This is a genomic window from Sulfurospirillum sp. MES (genome assembly GCF_000789415.1).
Classification (GTDB): domain Bacteria; phylum Campylobacterota; class Campylobacteria; order Campylobacterales; family Sulfurospirillaceae; genus Sulfurospirillum; species Sulfurospirillum cavolei.
Genome location: NZ_JSEC01000016.1, coordinates 1,545 through 17,764, shown reverse-complemented (window position 1 = coordinate 17,764; position 16,220 = coordinate 1,545). Strand labels below are relative to the sequence as shown.

The 16,220-nt window shown below is 38.8% G+C and carries 26 protein-coding genes; 8 read left to right on the top strand and 18 right to left on the bottom strand.

Annotated features, from left to right (window positions below):
- Position 1: 1 nt before the first annotated feature.
- The 16 genes from OA34_RS12370 to OA34_RS12285 form a co-directional block, all read right to left on the bottom strand.
- Complete coding sequence (locus OA34_RS12370) at positions 2 to 433, bottom strand: hypothetical protein (RefSeq protein ID WP_039675826.1); 432 nt, start codon at positions 431 to 433, stop codon at positions 2 to 4.
- Positions 430 to 648 (bottom strand): sigma factor-like helix-turn-helix DNA-binding protein, encoded by a 219-nt coding sequence (locus tag OA34_RS12365; RefSeq protein ID WP_039675823.1) that lies wholly within the window; start codon positions 646 to 648, stop codon positions 430 to 432. Before OA34_RS12365 ends, OA34_RS12370 begins: the two co-directional genes overlap by 4 nt.
- A 3-nt stretch (positions 649 to 651) precedes the next feature.
- Positions 652 to 1,050 (bottom strand): hypothetical protein, encoded by a 399-nt coding sequence (locus OA34_RS12360; RefSeq protein WP_039675822.1) that lies wholly within the window; start codon positions 1,048 to 1,050, stop codon positions 652 to 654.
- A gap of 50 nt (positions 1,051 to 1,100) precedes the next feature.
- On the bottom strand, positions 1,101 to 1,505 hold the full coding sequence (locus OA34_RS12355; RefSeq protein WP_039675820.1) for an LPD29 domain-containing protein: 405 nt from the start codon (positions 1,503 to 1,505) through the stop codon (positions 1,101 to 1,103).
- A gap of 751 nt (positions 1,506 to 2,256) precedes the next feature.
- The gene (locus OA34_RS12340) at positions 2,257 to 2,514 is read right to left on the bottom strand and encodes a hypothetical protein (RefSeq protein WP_039675814.1); all 258 of its coding nucleotides are present in this window, start codon (positions 2,512 to 2,514) and stop codon (positions 2,257 to 2,259) included.
- Positions 2,508 to 2,714: a hypothetical protein gene (locus OA34_RS12335; RefSeq protein ID WP_039675812.1), complete on the bottom strand. Its 207-nt coding sequence runs from the start codon at positions 2,712 to 2,714 to the stop codon at positions 2,508 to 2,510. Before OA34_RS12335 ends, OA34_RS12340 begins: the two co-directional genes overlap by 7 nt.
- A gap of 18 nt (positions 2,715 to 2,732) precedes the next feature.
- A complete protein-coding gene (locus OA34_RS12330; RefSeq protein ID WP_039675810.1) occupies positions 2,733 to 4,322 on the bottom strand; it encodes a type IV secretion system DNA-binding domain-containing protein in 1,590 nt (529 codons plus the stop codon).
- 79 nt (positions 4,323 to 4,401) lie between these two features.
- Complete coding sequence (locus OA34_RS12325; RefSeq protein ID WP_039675808.1) at positions 4,402 to 5,067, bottom strand: hypothetical protein; 666 nt, start codon at positions 5,065 to 5,067, stop codon at positions 4,402 to 4,404.
- Entirely contained in the window at positions 5,064 to 8,114 is a 3,051-nt protein-coding gene (gene mobF / locus OA34_RS12320) for a MobF family relaxase (RefSeq protein ID WP_039675806.1), read from the bottom strand. Before mobF ends, OA34_RS12325 begins: the two co-directional genes overlap by 4 nt.
- Positions 8,108 to 8,395 carry a hypothetical protein gene (locus OA34_RS12315; RefSeq protein ID WP_039675804.1) on the bottom strand — a complete coding sequence of 96 codons (288 nt, stop codon included), beginning with the start codon at positions 8,393 to 8,395 and terminating at the stop codon, positions 8,108 to 8,110. Before OA34_RS12315 ends, mobF begins: the two co-directional genes overlap by 7 nt.
- A 263-nt stretch (positions 8,396 to 8,658) precedes the next feature.
- The gene (locus tag OA34_RS12310; RefSeq protein WP_039675802.1) at positions 8,659 to 9,522 is read right to left on the bottom strand and encodes a hypothetical protein; all 864 of its coding nucleotides are present in this window, start codon (positions 9,520 to 9,522) and stop codon (positions 8,659 to 8,661) included.
- Positions 9,509 to 10,291 (bottom strand): division plane positioning ATPase MipZ, encoded by a 783-nt coding sequence (locus OA34_RS12305; RefSeq protein WP_039675800.1) that lies wholly within the window; start codon positions 10,289 to 10,291, stop codon positions 9,509 to 9,511. Before OA34_RS12305 ends, OA34_RS12310 begins: the two co-directional genes overlap by 14 nt.
- A complete protein-coding gene (locus OA34_RS12300) occupies positions 10,272 to 10,700 on the bottom strand; it encodes a hypothetical protein (RefSeq protein ID WP_039675798.1) in 429 nt (142 codons plus the stop codon). The genes OA34_RS12305 and OA34_RS12300 overlap by 20 nt, the downstream gene beginning before the upstream one ends.
- Positions 10,700 to 10,897, bottom strand: a complete 198-nt coding sequence (locus OA34_RS12295) for a hypothetical protein (protein ID WP_039675796.1) — start codon at positions 10,895 to 10,897, stop codon at positions 10,700 to 10,702. Before OA34_RS12295 ends, OA34_RS12300 begins: the two co-directional genes overlap by 1 nt.
- Positions 10,894 to 11,091, bottom strand: coding sequence for a hypothetical protein (locus tag OA34_RS12290; RefSeq protein ID WP_039675794.1), 198 nt, complete (start codon positions 11,089 to 11,091; stop codon positions 10,894 to 10,896). The genes OA34_RS12295 and OA34_RS12290 overlap by 4 nt, the downstream gene beginning before the upstream one ends.
- Positions 11,088 to 11,306 (bottom strand): hypothetical protein, encoded by a 219-nt coding sequence (locus OA34_RS12285; protein WP_039675792.1) that lies wholly within the window; start codon positions 11,304 to 11,306, stop codon positions 11,088 to 11,090. The genes OA34_RS12290 and OA34_RS12285 overlap by 4 nt, the downstream gene beginning before the upstream one ends.
- 80 nt (positions 11,307 to 11,386) lie before the next feature.
- On the opposite strand from OA34_RS12285, the gene OA34_RS12280 reads away from it, so the two are divergent.
- Complete coding sequence (locus OA34_RS12280; RefSeq protein ID WP_039675790.1) at positions 11,387 to 11,665, top strand: hypothetical protein; 279 nt, start codon at positions 11,387 to 11,389, stop codon at positions 11,663 to 11,665.
- On the opposite strand, the gene OA34_RS12275 is transcribed toward OA34_RS12280, so the two are convergent.
- Positions 11,662 to 12,231: a helix-turn-helix domain-containing protein gene (locus OA34_RS12275; RefSeq protein WP_039675788.1), complete on the bottom strand. Its 570-nt coding sequence runs from the start codon at positions 12,229 to 12,231 to the stop codon at positions 11,662 to 11,664. The genes OA34_RS12280 and OA34_RS12275 overlap by 4 nt on opposite strands.
- A 160-nt stretch (positions 12,232 to 12,391) precedes the next feature.
- Between OA34_RS12275 and OA34_RS12270 the strand changes: the two genes are divergently transcribed.
- From OA34_RS12270 to OA34_RS12240, 7 genes are all read left to right on the top strand, one after another.
- Complete coding sequence (locus OA34_RS12270; RefSeq protein ID WP_039675786.1) at positions 12,392 to 12,580, top strand: helix-turn-helix transcriptional regulator; 189 nt, start codon at positions 12,392 to 12,394, stop codon at positions 12,578 to 12,580.
- Positions 12,577 to 12,978: a hypothetical protein gene (locus OA34_RS12265; RefSeq protein WP_039675783.1), complete on the top strand. Its 402-nt coding sequence runs from the start codon at positions 12,577 to 12,579 to the stop codon at positions 12,976 to 12,978. The genes OA34_RS12270 and OA34_RS12265 overlap by 4 nt, the downstream gene beginning before the upstream one ends.
- Positions 12,975 to 13,541, top strand: a complete 567-nt coding sequence (locus OA34_RS12260) for a hypothetical protein (RefSeq protein WP_039675781.1) — start codon at positions 12,975 to 12,977, stop codon at positions 13,539 to 13,541. The genes OA34_RS12265 and OA34_RS12260 overlap by 4 nt, the downstream gene beginning before the upstream one ends.
- Positions 13,542 to 13,619: 78 nt before the next feature.
- Complete coding sequence (locus OA34_RS13835; protein ID WP_286683039.1) at positions 13,620 to 14,288, top strand: hypothetical protein; 669 nt, start codon at positions 13,620 to 13,622, stop codon at positions 14,286 to 14,288.
- A 64-nt stretch (positions 14,289 to 14,352) separates the two neighbouring features.
- Positions 14,353 to 14,643, top strand: a complete 291-nt coding sequence (locus OA34_RS12250; protein ID WP_039675779.1) for a hypothetical protein — start codon at positions 14,353 to 14,355, stop codon at positions 14,641 to 14,643.
- A gap of 55 nt (positions 14,644 to 14,698) precedes the next feature.
- Complete coding sequence (locus tag OA34_RS12245; RefSeq protein WP_039675777.1) at positions 14,699 to 14,977, top strand: type II toxin-antitoxin system RelE/ParE family toxin; 279 nt, start codon at positions 14,699 to 14,701, stop codon at positions 14,975 to 14,977.
- Positions 14,977 to 15,267: a HigA family addiction module antitoxin gene (locus tag OA34_RS12240; protein ID WP_039675775.1), complete on the top strand. Its 291-nt coding sequence runs from the start codon at positions 14,977 to 14,979 to the stop codon at positions 15,265 to 15,267. The genes OA34_RS12245 and OA34_RS12240 overlap by 1 nt, the downstream gene beginning before the upstream one ends.
- A gap of 24 nt (positions 15,268 to 15,291) precedes the next feature.
- Here the strand turns inward: OA34_RS12240 and OA34_RS12235 are convergent.
- Positions 15,292 to 16,220 (bottom strand): exopolysaccharide biosynthesis polyprenyl glycosylphosphotransferase (locus OA34_RS12235; RefSeq protein ID WP_286683038.1); only part of this gene is annotated, 929 nt, incomplete at its 5' end.

Genomic DNA, 16,220 nt, shown 5'->3' with positions numbered 1-16,220 from the left:
ATCAAAGCTCTTTTTTCAAAAGAGCGTTAAGGATCTGTGCACTCTTCTTTGATTGGGTCTTCCCATTGCCACCGATAGAGAAAATAACGTATCTAAACGTATTCACACCAAAGCCACATAACAAACCAAGCATCAAAACAAATGCGACGCCATGCGCTTGCAGTGTTGTTAAGCCAAGAAGACCGTCTAACATGTGTGCGCCTATGAGTGTTAAAATGAACGCAATAACAAATCCAGGGATTGTAAACATATAATCAAATAGTGCAATAGGATCACGATACGTGCGAATAATTGCGACATTGCGATTGCTCACATAAGGCTCTTTATTCTCCCTGAGGCATTGCTCAATATCATCCAAGGCAGCGCCATATGCCGCGATGGCTGCACGTCTGCCTATTTTTCTGCCGGCAATATCATCTAATCTTTCACTCATAATCTTGTCCCTCCGTTGGTGTAATTAATTGGCGTACTGAGTACGCACATCGTGTCTTTAATATCTTGGAATTTAAAGCGGTTTTCAAAACGCTTGAGCTTTTCTAGGGCTCTTTTTTCAATCTTTCTTACGGCCTCTTGAGAGAGTCCTAAAATTGTGCCGATTTCAGCGTAGGTCATAACGCCCTCAATATTGGTATAGGTTTGGCGCTTCATCTTTTAAAACCGTATGAAAAGATTAATAACACCGTAACCGGCAAGAGCGATTAATGCACCAGTGGCAAATGAACGCGGCGCAAGGACAAAAAAGCTATGCATCAACGTCGAAAAGCCGGGTTCCCTGGCTTGGCGCATGTTGTAACGCTCGATCTTTTCATAAGAAAGAGCGTTGTTTTGTAAAGAAAGAGAAGCTTGCGTATGTTGCTGAGCGGCTCGTATCTCATCTCTCATTTTGCTGGTTTGAACTTCAACCTCTTGGGTAATAGCCTCTTGAAGAGAGGTTAAAAACGCTTTCTTTTGAAGCTCGACTTGCCAAAGATCCGTTCCTGGTGCCATAGCTCTATCGATCATACGGTTTAAAGCATTCTCAGCCTGGACTATTGCGTAAGGTGCACCCATTTTTTGACTCCTTTTTTTGATTTACATGTATTCGCTCGAAAAAGAGGGGCTTACGCCGCCTCTTTTAAAATATAAGGTTTGTTCCACTGTCCTACATGTAAATAAATGTGATAATTCCAGCCCGCATAATCTGCACCCATATCTCCAGCATTTCTGTCGTAATGTCTGCCAACATGTTTATAAATTGTGTTTAAAATACCATTGAAAAGCTTTTTAGCTTGACCCTTAAAATGTTCATCAATATAAAACTCGTTAATACTTATATAGTCACTTCTGCTTTCGCCGTAAACGTTTAAACCTCTATCTGTCAAATGTTTTGTGACATCGATATCACCCTCGAGAAGATCTACACATACGCAGCTATAATCTCTCATTCTCACGCTAAATTTAAGTGTTGGGAAAAGAGCCTTTAACTCTGCTCTGATTGATTTCATTGTTTCTTTGTTGACTGACATGGTGTTTCCTTTTTAAAGTTTGTTTTTTGTTTGCTTTTTGGAGAGGCTAAGGTTCTTTTTTCCTTTTTTGGATAAAAACGAAGTCTCTCAACTCTGTTTGGGTCTGTTTTTCGTCTCGCAATTCGGTTTCGGCTTGCGACTGTAAAGCGTGGTGATAAGATAGATGCAAGGGGGCTGCAAGATTGAGAGGGATACCGGAACTGTGTGAGGATATGCTCACAACTCGCCCCTTGTATCGCAAGATTAGCGCTATGCTACAGTTTTAAGCGGACGAAACAAAATTGCGAGATGAAAGCCAAATTGAGGTGAGATTGTTTTTGAAGCATCCAAAAAAATGAAGGGAAAAGAGAGATAAAAAAAGAGGCAATGTATTGCTGCCTCTTTTCCTTTGACTTGCCTAGTGATTATAGGCAAGATTATAAGCGCCAAGCATTCCCATTAGAAAAGCTATGGCATCTTTGAAAAACCCGATATAGGGCACATAAATAATCATGAGCACACAAGCGCCGGCGATAAGCATGTAGCTTGTCATTTTAGAGCGTTGTTTTGTGAACCAACGAGGAAGGTTAACTCTCATCTTTTCCTCCAGGATCGAATTAAAAAATAAAGAGAAATCATTGCGATCGACGCGTATAAAAGCGTTTCTCCAACGCTAAAATACGGTTCCTTATAATAAACGCCTAGTGCGCTTAAATATGTAGCGAGGAAGCCTACTATTGCCCCGATAAATAAAAACGTTATTTTAAATATGTTAGAAATGGTAGAGCTCATGTTTAGAGATCCTTTCATAAGATGAAATTTTATTGGAAACAAGAAGAGCGCAATTGATAATTTCACGCTCGTATTGGGATGCTTTAAAATCACGATGATCAATAAAGCCATCACTATCAATAGTGAGGCGGCCATCAGCTGAATCAATTTCAACGCGGTCGTCATAGACAATCATTTCAGCGTCACATTGGTTCAGAACGGATTGATACACATCGACCAAATAGCCAGGAATCAACATCGTGTTTTTCCGTGCTGCAAAATGAAATGCTCGATCTCTTCAAGTAGCTCTAAAGCCGTAGCAGGCTCTGTTGTGAGATACGTCGGCAAATAATTTAATCCATCAATGGCTGCGGTAATTTTAGGCGATGGCTCATCTCGATCCAGGATGATCAATTGCATAAATAATGCTGTAAGATGCGAGGTTGTAACGACTTTCATATGCTATCTCTCCTTATATTATTTATCTATATTCGCTTCAATTCCACGTAATTTTTCTTTGAATGGTCTGATATCAAGAATGTCATCAAGTGGGTCATATATTTTTGGTGCCTTGGCTTGAGGGGTGTATCCAAGATATGCTTCACCTGTTTGCAAAATGGTAAGGTGATGGTGTGGAGGCTTTTTTTGTAATTCATGTTCTGAAAGGAAAGGAGCTGTTCGTTCTTGTTCACTTGTTGAAACACTTGTAATGTAATCGTGTTTATTTTTTGAATATGATTTTTCGAGTTCTTTGAATTTTGCCTCACCATAATAGTTTTTGAAATGTTGAGTACTATTTCCATCCTGAAGGTTAAACAAGATGGTTGCATATTTTGATGAATCAAGAATTTGCTGTTTCGCTACTTCATCACCTGGCAAAAACTGCATACCTACAAAAAGACAAAAACCTTTTGCACGCGTAAGAACGTGAATTATCAACCTCGTAGGTTCACTTAATGGAATGGTAAGATACTCATCAAGCAGTAAAAATGTAAGGTCTGTTTCACTATCTGGCATTTTTAAAGCTTCATTCGCGAGTGCTGAAATAAAACAACTGTAATAGCTTTTCATAGCTTTATCTTTACCATTCATGACAAGTATCATGTTGCTGTTCAAATAGTCTGAAATGGTGAAGGTTTTTTGAGCATTTTGTACACGCCAGATCCAAAACAGGAGGGTCTCTTTTACAAGTAAGAAATTGTTCCACACATCTTTATTCTCGGTTGTTTTAGGCGCGATTGCTCTTCGTTCATAATTTTGAATTTCCTCCTCCAAAATTGCCCATCTCGCTTCACTTGTTTTTCCTCTCAAATAGGCGGTTTCAAACATGGTTTTAACACGATCAGCCGCGCTACTTGCAAAAAACTGGTCTTTACTCTCACCCACTGCGCCAACCATCAAATCAAGCGCAACTGCTTCTATCATGATAAGAAAGTTCTTTTCTCTCATGATGTCCCAAATGGCTACTCGTTTGTCGTTGTACATGTTCATCACAAAGCCACGTTTACCATCGACTAAAATGGGACTAAAATCTGTTGTTTTGATATCATGTATTAAGGCACGTTTGTACCAATTTTGAAAAATTAAATTTTTAAAAAATACCGTTTTACCGCTACCCATGGGTCCTACGCAAAGAAGACTTTTAGTCATGTCCACAGGCGCAAAATGAATTCTAGTTTTTTCCATTTTGGATTTGCCAATAAAAAAAGGTGAACACTTTTTTATTGTTTCTGGGAAATAGCGAAATTCATCAATGAAGATGGATTTTCGGTTTTGGATTGGTTTGTCTGAGGATTTTGTCTTGAAACACGAAACGGCAAGTTCTGCCACATCCTCTAAAAAATCATTCTCGTGTGGGTTTTGAATAGATTTATCGGCTGAAAACTTCTCTTTTAGTTTGGCTGCACTTGTCCACGTCCAACCACCTTTTTGTTTGCTCTTGAGCGGTTTTGAGCCAATATTCGGGGCGAATTTTGAGAGTTCCTCCCCTGCTCTTGAATAGTCCCAAAAATAAACGCCTGCGGTTGCAGTTGCCAAAGCAGCTGCGGCTGATAATTCTACAAACATGCTGATCCTTTTTTTGATTTACTACTATATTCGCTTTGAAAATGGACGATTATTTCACCCCTCGTTGGAGGGGCTTTTTTTAGCGCGCTTGCGCCTGTGTATATTCTGCTAGAGATTTTGTCTCGGTTTGAGAAAGATTGTTGTACGCTGTCTTTACGATATCAAATGCTTTGTTGGCTGTAATATCTTTGAGATTGAGTTTTTCTACAAATCCCTCCGTCTCTAGCCCATCAAGTGATTGGGCGAGAGTATACCAGCTTCTAAGCGTGTTCTTGTCCTCTAAATTTTTAGAAAACTCCCCGGCATTTCGAATACTGAGTGGAAACCCATCGTTTCTTATTTCATCTTTGTATGCTTCAAAATAAGTACTAAAGCTCTCAAGAGGCTTATCACCGTATTGATAAACTTCTTGGAGCGTTTCAGCTAGATCCGCTACATTTTCGACGCGATGGATTGCTCGTTGCATCTTATCCATAGTCGATTCTGAAATTTGTGGACTTTCCTCTTTTTGATACTCATCGATAAGTTCTTTAAAATCTTGTTTGAGTTCTTGTCGTATCTCGTTAAAAATTCTCATGAGAGCTTGAAGTCCATTCTCTCCACGGTGATTAAGTGCTCCGCGGTTTTGTGGCTGTTTTGCTTCTTGTTTAACTCTTTGGAAATTGGCTTTTAAGCGCTCTTTTGTTGCGGCTTTTTTCGTATTTTTCTCAAGTTCATCGATTGCATTATGTAATGGATTACTCATCTGCTTTGTCCTTCTTCTTCATATTGGGTATCTTCTTGCACTGCTTGGTGCACCACGGGCTCTTTACTTGGTTTAATGGTCATTTGCTGTTCAACTCCTTGATGTAATGTAAGATTTTTATTTTGGAGTTCATTTTGAACTTCATTTATGCCTTTTTGAAGTTTTTTAAGCTCGTATTTAACTCCCTTATCGCTTGTAAAAGCTCGGTAAAGAGCGGATTTTCGCCATTGCTCTGCGCTTGATTTAGCAAAGCGTTTGAGAGTTCTAGTAAGATCTTCGAGTGTGACTCTTGCACTTCGATGATAGTCTCTAGCTGTGTCTTTTGACTCAGTAATAGCTCGATGAATTCGTCCATTTTCGTATCCTTTGATGATTTGTTTCAGTTTTTTGACTGTGCTTATATTCGCTTCAGAAAGGGCGTTAAGTTTGACGCTCTCTCGTGCAGCGGATTTAATGAGATTGTCGATACTTGAAGTGATAACGGTGACTTTGTGTTTTGCTCTGGTGATTTGCGTGTACCAATCGTTAAAGTTGACTTGATCTGAAAGCATAATGGCGTGGTCGATAGATTTACCTTGCGCTGCAAAGTCGGTGACACAATACCCGTGTTGAATGTAAGGATATTGTTTTGTCGTGAATATAACCTCTTTGTCGTTCACCAGTGCAGTGATTTTATCGCCTTGAATGTTGGTGATTTTTCCCATGTGACCATTGAGTAACCCTAAACTTTTGTCCTTCTTTTTAAAAATGATCGTGTCGTTTACGCCAAAATCCGTCTTAGTTTCAGCGTAAATATTGAGATTTTGACCCTGGGTTGAGAGGTTTACAGTCTCTTTAATGAGGGTCTTTTTGCCTTTTGCTTGTGCCTCGTGTTCTATTATGAGGGTGTTGTTTTCTTTGTCGATTGAGATGATTTTCGCCTCTCGTCCGGCACTGATTTTGCCCACATTGGCTGAAAGATAAAGGGTTTGACCCTCTTGGTAGTATCTACTCTGTCGCTTCTCTAAGTTATCCATTGCGGGGATTTCTCGTGTGGAAAAAGTAGATGAGTTCGTGATTTTGCCCCCTGCGACGAGTTCTTGGCGGATCATTGCGTTTAGCTCTCTTCGGTCAACATTTGTGCGTGCCATAAGTAAGCTATTTTCGGGGTCTTTGAGGTACTCATCTTTGGCTTTTAAGAGGCGTGCATCTCTGTCGGTAAGCTCAACCACTTCATCGTTTTTTGAAGCTTGGAGGGTTTTAATGGCGCTTGCAATGTCATGGTTTAGGATGTGTTTTACTGCTATTTTTAAGTCATTGGTTTTCTGACGATTGCCCTCGTCAAGACTTACCGTAGTAAAACCGTTTTCTTGAAGAAATTTAAACGCGTCACCTTGGCTGATTGATTTCTTTTGGTTTATATCTCCAGATAGTATGAGCTTTGCATTTTGGGCTTGGGCGATGGTGATGAGTTTGTGCATATCTAGCATTCCCAACATGCCCGCTTCATCGAGTATGATGATAGAATTTTTGGCACTCGCTTGGAGCTCTTCGTTTAGGAGAAACGAGGCGACGGTGTTGGATTTTATACCAGACTCGGCCTCTAAATTTTGCGCTTGCGTGGCAATAGGAGCCAAACCTAGTATGCTTTTATTGTGGGTGTCACATATGGCTTTGACGACCTCTAAACTTGTGGTTTTCCCCGCTCCTGCGACGCCCTGGGCGACAATAAACTGTGAATCGCTATTTAGTGCAGCGTGGACGAGTTCAGCTTGACCCTTTTTGAGTTCAAAGCCTTTGCGTTTTTGGTATTCTGCGATTGCGTCATTTGCTTCTTGTATGTTGGAAACAATAAAATTGGTACTCTTATTATCTTTTTGGGCTAAGATTTTGGCTTCTAAAGCGATCATTTCTCGCGTTGTCCAGCCTTTGCGGGTTTTAACGAGGTCTATATTATTGGTAATTGCCTCTTTCACGTCCTGAAGAACTATGCCTTGGTCGAGGCCTATTTTTAAAGCTTGGCTTTTAAGCTCTTTGTCGGTAAAAACGCTTTGGTGCTCAATTAAATCTTCGATTGCTTGAGATAAAACTTGATTTGGGGTGAGGGTTTGTTTAATAACAGATTGAGCTTCTATCTTAGGGAGTTCATACGATAAGCTCTCTGCTCGTCTTGCATTCTCAGCCATTACGCCTTTTTTGTCAATACTTTTGTCTTTCCAAGTTCTCGTCTCTTTTTTTATCATCTCTAACAAAGTATCATCTGCGATATTGGGATACTTCGCCATAAATGCAGGATCAGCTTTCAACTCCGCCATTTTCTCTAACATCATTTCTCTACGTCCGCTGAACTCTTTTAAGATTTCAGTATCACGTTCTCCAATGCTAAAAAATGCATTTTTCGCGTCATAGACATCTATTTTAATGCCTAATTCTTGAAGTTTTTTGGCAAATTCAGCCCTTGCTACAAGTCCAATATAGCGATGATCTAACGTTAGTTTACGATTGTCAAATTTTCGGCTTTTGCCGTCCATATCCTTGGTGTGCGACATAATGAGAATATGAGAATGTAAATGTGGATTAATATTGCCTTTTGTATCTTTACGGCATTCATAATGATTATATACCGCCGCAAGCATTTTAGATTGTGCTACTTCATCACTGCGGCAGTACATATATTCATGCTCTACAAGATCCAGTGCTTTTTCTGTGGCGTGCTGCCACGCTTGAGATATTTTATCAGCCAATTCTTTATTCCCCTGCTGTAATGCCATCTCGTAAGCAAGAGAAGCGCTCTTATCTGCTGCTACGTCAAATTCACTGTAAGCTCCATCGCGATATCCATGTTCATCGTATTTTGCTTTTACAAGTTGGTTACCATTAGCATCACGCCCTTCTAAAGCATTAAGCAAGCTCTCATCGCTTATCTTAGCCTTGTGCCCAAAGCCTAGTTCATCTGCTAATTGGCCATAAAAAAACGATTGTTCATCGCCTTGAAAGTAGTTATCCTCTTGCCGGTTATATTCAAAACCACTTTTAGTATTTCCAGTTTTCACTCTCGTCGCTAGCATTTTTTAGCTCCTAAATCATTGTGAAGAATAATGATTATAAGGTCTGCCGAGTCCAGTGTTTTATGGTCGTAGCGAATCCATCTGCCTTTTTCTTGTTTCGCTTTATTTGCCTTAAATTTACTATTTGCTAAAAAAGAAATTTCAAGCGTTTTTTCGTCAAGTTCTTTGACAAATTTTGATGGATAAAAGACAACTTCATTAGTCGGCAACTTCAGCATAAAATGAGAAGTCATTCTCTTAATGATGAAACATTTTGTGATATTGGTTAGAGTAACGAACATGCTGATCCTTTTTTTGATTTACTATATTCGCTTTGAAAATGAACAGTATTTTAGAAAATGGTGAAATGTGAACAAAAAAGATATTTTTTTGTGAAAAGCGATGCTAGAGTGCACGTTTAGTGTCACTCTGGCTTTCGCTGGCTCTCCTTTCGGAGTTGCTAAAGTGTTGCCAACACTTTGCAAGTATTTTGCTAGTACCTTGCCAATAGTTTGCAAGGTCTTTTCTAGTAGTAGAAAAGACCTAAATTTAGGGCTTTATACAATTATTTGTAGATTGGAATATTGATGAAAGACACGGGGCGTTTTTTGCCCGTTTGGTCTGGTGCAGAATAGCTACGACCAAGTGCAACTTGGCCACTATTGTCTACCACGACAAGCTGGAGATATTTTTGATTATCTATAGTGACAATTGTGGCGCCCCATGCATCAGATTTTAGTGATTTGAATGATGATAATCTATCCTCAATGTTTTGCCATTTTGTATTAAACTCGTCGTTTTTTGTTTGTTCAAACTCTGCCGTTTTGTATTGATATAATCCAAACAAGAAAGCTGCGGAAATAGCCACACCAACAAGGAGCATTTTAAATTGCATTGCTTTTGATACCCTAACAACGCCGGCAGCTGTTTGTTGAAGCTCTTCAATTTTTAAGGAGAGTTCATTTGTACTTTCAAGAATTTGTGCATTACACACTTCTACTTTTTGCTTGATTGGCGAAAGGTCAACTGATCCTATTACATTTTTTATCTGACTTTGAAGACTTTCTTGTGCACTTTTATTGAAATTTTTAAGCTCATCTTGTGAGCTTAAAAGTAAAGCCTTGAGTTCCCCAAGCATAGGCGCAATTATTTCTTGCTGCTCTTTATCAAAGATTTGGGTCCTTTTAAGCAATGTGTTAAGTGTTGCAATAGCCCCGCTATTATCATTTCCAAGGGCAGTAAGTGCTGCCCTGAAAAGTTTAGTTGTACGATCAAAATCACTCAACATAAGAAATTGCTCTGCTTCTTGATCTGTGGTATTACGTGCGGCCTCTGCATAATCCTCTTCGTCTTCATCTTGACTTTCTACTGTTACCGCCATAGGAATGTCTTCATCGTCATCGCTAAACATGCTTTTAGGCGTCTCCATTTTTGCCTCCATTCTTTGGATTAAATGTGTCAATTAGCTTAAATGCTGGCTTGAGACACTCCGTATACCATTCGCCCGCATCATCGTAGATATCAAGCATGGTTTGAGCGGCAAAGATACCATTATCATCGCCCGCCTGAAAACATGTAGCAATTTGAGCTTCTAATCCTGCTTTAAAGTGTTGGTCCATAGCCAGTTCGTAGACGGTCTTGCCTGTGTCGCGGCTAAGGTCTACCGCATCACTATCGCGCAAGAAAAAGAATTTAGCCTTAGGAAATTTCTCAAAAAAGTTGCTAAATTGATAACGCACTCTTGGGTCCTTAAGTGGGCGTCGTGCACGACTTAAAGCAAAGATGATAGGACGATTAAAGTCCTTGATCATCTCGTAAGTTTTAACTGCATTGATAAAATCTTGACTGCCACCACTGAGGGGTATCACAAATAAGTTGACCGCGATATGCATGCGTGAACGTGCTAGGGCCTCAAGAGTAATCGTAGTTGTACGGTTGCCACCAATATCGATTACAGCATTCGTTTCGCGTTTAGATAGAATTTTAGTGAGTTCTAAACTTAAATCCGACCCGTCCTCTACTTTGATTTGATTTGTCAAAATTTTAGTGCGATCAAAGCACAATGCATCTCTATTTTCGTCATCAAGCTCATGGAGTGTCACTTCTTCACCTTGACTTAAAAAGTAAGCAGCTGCGCACTGCATCGAAGTCGTGCTCTTGCTAGAGCCACCTTTGCTGTTACATACTAGAATCTTCATTTTGTGTCTCCTGTGTGATATATGGATTAGTACCTAACCATTTGGCTCGTTTGTCGGCCACTTTTCGTAAGTGGACATAAAATTCATCGTCATTTGGTAGGTTTGGAGCCTCTTTATGCTCAACTTTTGCCTCTTGTTTTTTTGTTACACTAGTATTCTCTTGATTTTCCGCTGGTTTTTGAGCAGAAACAACTTGAGACTTTGGTTTATGGTTTTTGAGCCATGCGGTAAGAGCCTGACGTGTTATGCTTAACCCTTTTTCACTGGTTAAAAAGTGATGTATTTGTGCATGGCTTAACCCCATCTCTAGACCATCAAATATGTCTTTCCTATGGTTGAAAAGCGCACTCTTTTCGCCAAAAATTTTAATGCTTGAACGGTATTGAGCTAAAGACATAGGCTGTTTCATTATCTAGCCTTTTGAGACTTCTTCGAGCTTGATTTTGGTTTGGATCCAAATTTTTTTTGAAAATCCTTTTTGAGCCACGCTTTTTCTTTTGCCGGAATATTCTCATAAGCCATTTTTGCCACAATGCCAGTAACAAAAGCATTGGCTTGGGTTGCAAAAAGAAAGAGAGATAAAAAAATGATTGTTACAGTTTTCATTTTTTCAATCCAGAATGCTCGCCTGGTACCCACTCGACAGAAGCAACAAATTTTAAGAAATTATCAAAATCTATTTGCTGTTTAATAAGCACATAACCAGCGATAATAGATGTAAAAACAAAGCCTAGTAAAGCACCGTAAATAACGGCGTTTACATCCCTTCTTCTGGATAAGTTGATCACGGCTAACTTCATTTTTTAGCTCCATTTTTTAGGCGCTCTGCCATTTTTTTTAAATCGTATTTTTCATCCTCTGCAAGCTGTTTCTCTCTAGCGCTTGTCCGATCAATAGGCTTAGATGTGTTGGTATAAGATTTACTGCTTGAACCGCCGTAATAACGGTATTTTGAGGCGGCCATTGCACTTGTGGCAAAAGCTGCAACTAGGATAAGAGAAAGTGTGGTACGCATTAGAATCTCCTTTTTTGAATTACACTACTATTCTCTTTGTTTTGATACAATTTTTTTGAAATTTTTGTTTTGGAGGGAAAATGACTGATGAAATTGAACAGCTAGACGGAATTGATTGGCAAGGATTAGGACTTGGAGTTCAAGCGTTGATTAAATCATTTTGCGGAGATGATAGCGCTTGTTGTAGCAATAAAGCTAAAGAATGGGTTGATAATATTGAAAAGCATGAAGCTTTATTAAAAAATGCCTATGATGATTTGAAAAAGTTTGTGAAACCCCAATCCTCCAGTGAATTAGTTGCCACATTCAACTCTGAAAACGCAGAAATATTAACATCCAAACAACTCAAAGGCGATTAAACCCCTCTGAGTTGTTTGGCACGTGCGCGTGCGTTGTTTTCTTTCATTTCTTGCTCTCTCTTGGCACGAAAATCTTCTATCGTTTTAATCATTTTAGCGGCAGCAGGAGTTACAACATAATTACACAACGCATTAAAATCTTCAAATAATTTTTTTACCTCTTCATCATTATCACGATCAATAAATCCTTCAACCGCATCAAAAATTGTTATTCTCAATTCATCAATTACGGTATAAAAACCAACTTGAAAGTTAATTGAGAAATTGTGTTGAGTGTTTGGAATTTCTTTTTCGAGATTTTTGAATCTTTCTTTTTGTGCGTTTTCAAGTGTTGTTAATTGTAAATCTAAATCAATATCTTTATATTTTTTGACAGACTCTTCAATCTCGTTTAGATCCAGTTTTTTTAGCTCAATATATTTTTTAATTGTGCGTACGGAATTTCTTTTGATCCACCCGGCTATTGCGGATTGTGCGACGCCAAAATAATTAGCTAGTTCAACTTGGGTTTCTAACCCTGTATGAAACTTAATTGCTTCAATGTAGTGTTCAGCATCATTATGCATCTCTCTCGCGTCCTTTTTTTGAGATATTATAACTTAATCTTACCAGTAAATACAAATAACGAATAATATACTAAAAATATCTAAAAAATGAGATATATCTCTTTACTTTTATGATACTAAATGATATAATATCTCATATAATTTAAAAAAAGGAGATATTATGATAGAAATTGAACAAATGTATAGAATTAAAGATGTACTTAAAAAAGTACCAGTTAGTCGTTCTCTTTGGTATCGATTAGTTGCCGAGGGTGTAGCTCCACAACCGATTAGATTTAGCGAACGCACAGCAATGTGGCGCGCAGCTGATGTGAATGAGTTTTTACGCAGTCGTGGAGTCCAAATATGAACACGATTAAAATAAAAAGTGCAAACAATAAAAAATACACGGTGAGAATTATGTTTAATGGAGATTTGCAACTTACTGGCAAACCAAACAATATTTTTATTGACGATGATAAATTTGGACCAATAATTCAATTTTTTTGTGAACATCCAACAGATAAAACTAAGTTTGGGACCATGATTAGTAGTTATTATATAACTACATTACTAGAAAATAGGAGATGGATTGACAATGGAGATGATTTAGGACTTTGTGGCTACTACCCAGAGCTTGTAATTTTAAATCCAGACTTGATTAAAATTTTAAATTGGTGCTTAGCAAATGAAAGGGTTGCAGAAGAACTAAGTAAGCTGCCTAAAAAAATCGATATTGATACTTTTTTATCAAAGGCAGCGTCATGAGTACCACATTAAAAGACCTTGCAATGATGAGCTTGCCAGAAATACGCCAGTGGATAGCCTTAAATACAAAAGGTAAACATTACATACCAAATTATGCAAGCTATGGCTACAGCGCCAAAGGTGCAGTTGAAGATGGCCTTTTAAATGTGCAAGACGAGATACTAATGGACGCGATAAAAGGCACACATAAACGTGTTGACAGTCGCAGTTTAACAATTGCAAATGCTGCTCAAAAAGGTGACTTTTTTACCGTCGCGGCAACGTTAGCATCTGCTCATAGAACCTACATGGCAAACCATGGTTTTAAAAGCAACAGCAATAAAACCCAATTCACTTTATCTGTGTCAGCACAACTCAAGGAAGAGGAGATTGCTCAAGCCAAATCTGAAATGATTGCTCTTCAGATGAACAAAATCGGTGCAATTGTGAGAGCGCAGAAAACCCACAAAAAGGGCACTTTGCAAGCGTGTTTGGATTTTGAAGAAAGTGAGTATATCTTGAACTTGAACAAAATGAACGGGGACCTAAGTTTTGCCGACCTTGCCCCCGAAGTAAGTTTTTAAAAGACCTACAGATGGAATTATACTTTTTAAAACTCAAAAAATCCACTTCTTTACACCAAATAAAAAAAGATGTGTGATATGAGATATTCTGCAACTCTAAATTATCTCAAGATGCATGAATGGGGAATCAATTTTGAGCAAGCTGCTCTAATGGATTTAATGCAACAGCTGCCAAGTTGGGCGAATGAAATGCATTTTAATGGAGCAACCTATTATTTTTTTACATACGAAAAGATAATGGAAGAAATACCATTTTTAAGTCCAACCAAAAAGCGAGACACAATATACAGAATTTGCAAAACATTAAAAGAATTAAGCCTTATTGAACACCTTAAAGTCAATGGACTTGATTTTTGGAGATTAACCCCAAAAGGTAAAGAATGGAATTATATCCGAGCCTCGGATAAAAATCCGAGTGAACTCGGAAATCCATCCGAAACTAACTCGGATAAAAATCCGACATATAATATATACCATAGTGATAATTATACTAATAATACTCTCTCTGCCGAAAAACCAAAAAAAGAGAGAGATTCTCTTCAAAAATTCAAAAACAAGTTGCTTGACCAATGCCCAAATTTTGGTTTTAGCCTAGCAGGTAAATTAGGTTATTCCTCTCAACATATCGGTTTTCAATTACGCAATGCTATATTTTTGACCTTCAGATTGAAAAATTTCTTACACCAGATGATTCTTTTGTTATTTGGCAGTATCTTTATGATCAAAGAGCCCGTGTTTTTGAACTAGCAGAAAATCAGCAAGCAAGCTAATCAGCACAAACAGATTTTTAAATTAAACAAAGGAGCACTTAATGCCACTAAAATTCAACAAACTCACCTTAGCATTAGCCCTGACATTAACCACAGCGTTTTCAGCCAATTTAGACCCAGTACAGGCTCAAATTGAGCCCCCAACGCAAGAGGGCTATTACTATTTTCCACCCCATCAATTTAAAAATTGGAGCGAGTTGACACCACCACAACAAAAAAAAGCGGTCGAGCTGGGCTACAACCGCGACGCTTTTTCTAAATGGCTCTCACAACAACCTAACTCCCAAAAATGGGGAGAGAGTATGGGTTATACACAAAAATTAAATAAATAATTCTCATCAATACCACAATGTTGCGCAATATGCAACATTGTGGTATAATCTCACAATGATAAAATCGTTCAAGCATAAAGGTCTTCAACTCTTTTTTGAATCAGGAACTCTCAAAGGTATCCAAGCAGATCATGCGAAAAAACTTCGTATGCGTTTAGCTGCACTTGATACTGCTTTTGGGATTGAAGATTTAAAGTTACCTGGATTTGACTTACATGAGCTTGAAGGTAATAAAAAAGGTATTTGGTCCATTAAAGTCAATGGTAATTACAGGCTCACCTTCATATTTGAAAATGGTGATGTCTATATTTTAAATTATGAGGACTACCACTAATGACTATGTATAATCCACCCCATCCAGGACAATTTATTAAAGAGGTCTATTTGGATGAATTAAATATCAGCGAACGAGAAGTGGCACACAAACTTAAAGTGGCTCCTTCCACATTTCATCGTCTTGTTTCCGGGCAAACAAGCTTAACACCAGAGATGGCATTACGTCTTTCTAAAACATTAGGAAGAACGGCTGAAAGTTGGTTAGCAATGCAAGATAAATACAGTCTTTGGATACTTGCTCAATCACTCAATCTTGATGCTGTAGAGAAGTTAGAAATTTCGGCATAAGAAAGTTCTGACAAATCACTTTTATCAGTAGCTTCCTTTTCTCCCCAATACGACCAAAACGGTTTTGAACAAAATCTGCAAATCCAATTCTATCGACCAGTTACGTACATACCATACGTCCAGTTGTACGCGCTCGTCGTATTCGATGTCGTTGCGGCCGCTTACTTGCCATAAGCCCGTAATGCCCGGTTTTACGGCGATAAAATACTCAAAGTATTCGCCGTACTTGGCGACTTCTTGTTCGATGATAGGACGAGGACCTACCAAGGACATCTCGCCTCTTAAAACGTTAAGGAGTTGCGGGAGCTCGTCTAATGAGGTTTTGCGTAAAAATTTGCCTATTTTCGTGATGCGAGGATCGTCTTTGAGCTTAAAATCCCTCTCCCACTCCTCTTTGCTCTCTTCGCACGTTTCTAAAAGCTCTTCAAGGCGCTCGTTGGCGTCAATATACATCGTACGGAATTTATAAACCTTAAACTTTTTGCCGCCAAACCCGATACGTTCGTGCGTAAAGATAGGATTCCCTTTGGTCGTTACGTATACGACGCCGTAGAGCCACATGAGAAAAGGCGATGTCAACACGAAAGCGATAAACGCAACACTGACGTCGAACACGCGTTTGATCGCTTGATCCAAAGGGCTTAGAAGATTGTTTTTGATATAAAATGCCATGCCCTTATGGTGAATCGAGCTGATCAGCTCCCCGTTAATAATAGGAATTTTCGTCATTTTCGGCAAAACAATGACTTTGCGGACACGTTTTTGCACGTGGTTGACCAAGATGTTTAAATCCAGCAACGTGTTGGATTCCAAGTCAATGACGACAGAGTCGAATTGCTGTTCATCGACAAGATAGTCTATCGTCTGCATAACCATATTCGGCGATAAAAGATCGGTATTGACGATACCTTTGATGTCGTAACCGAAAGGATTGCCTTTGGCAAACCACGTGC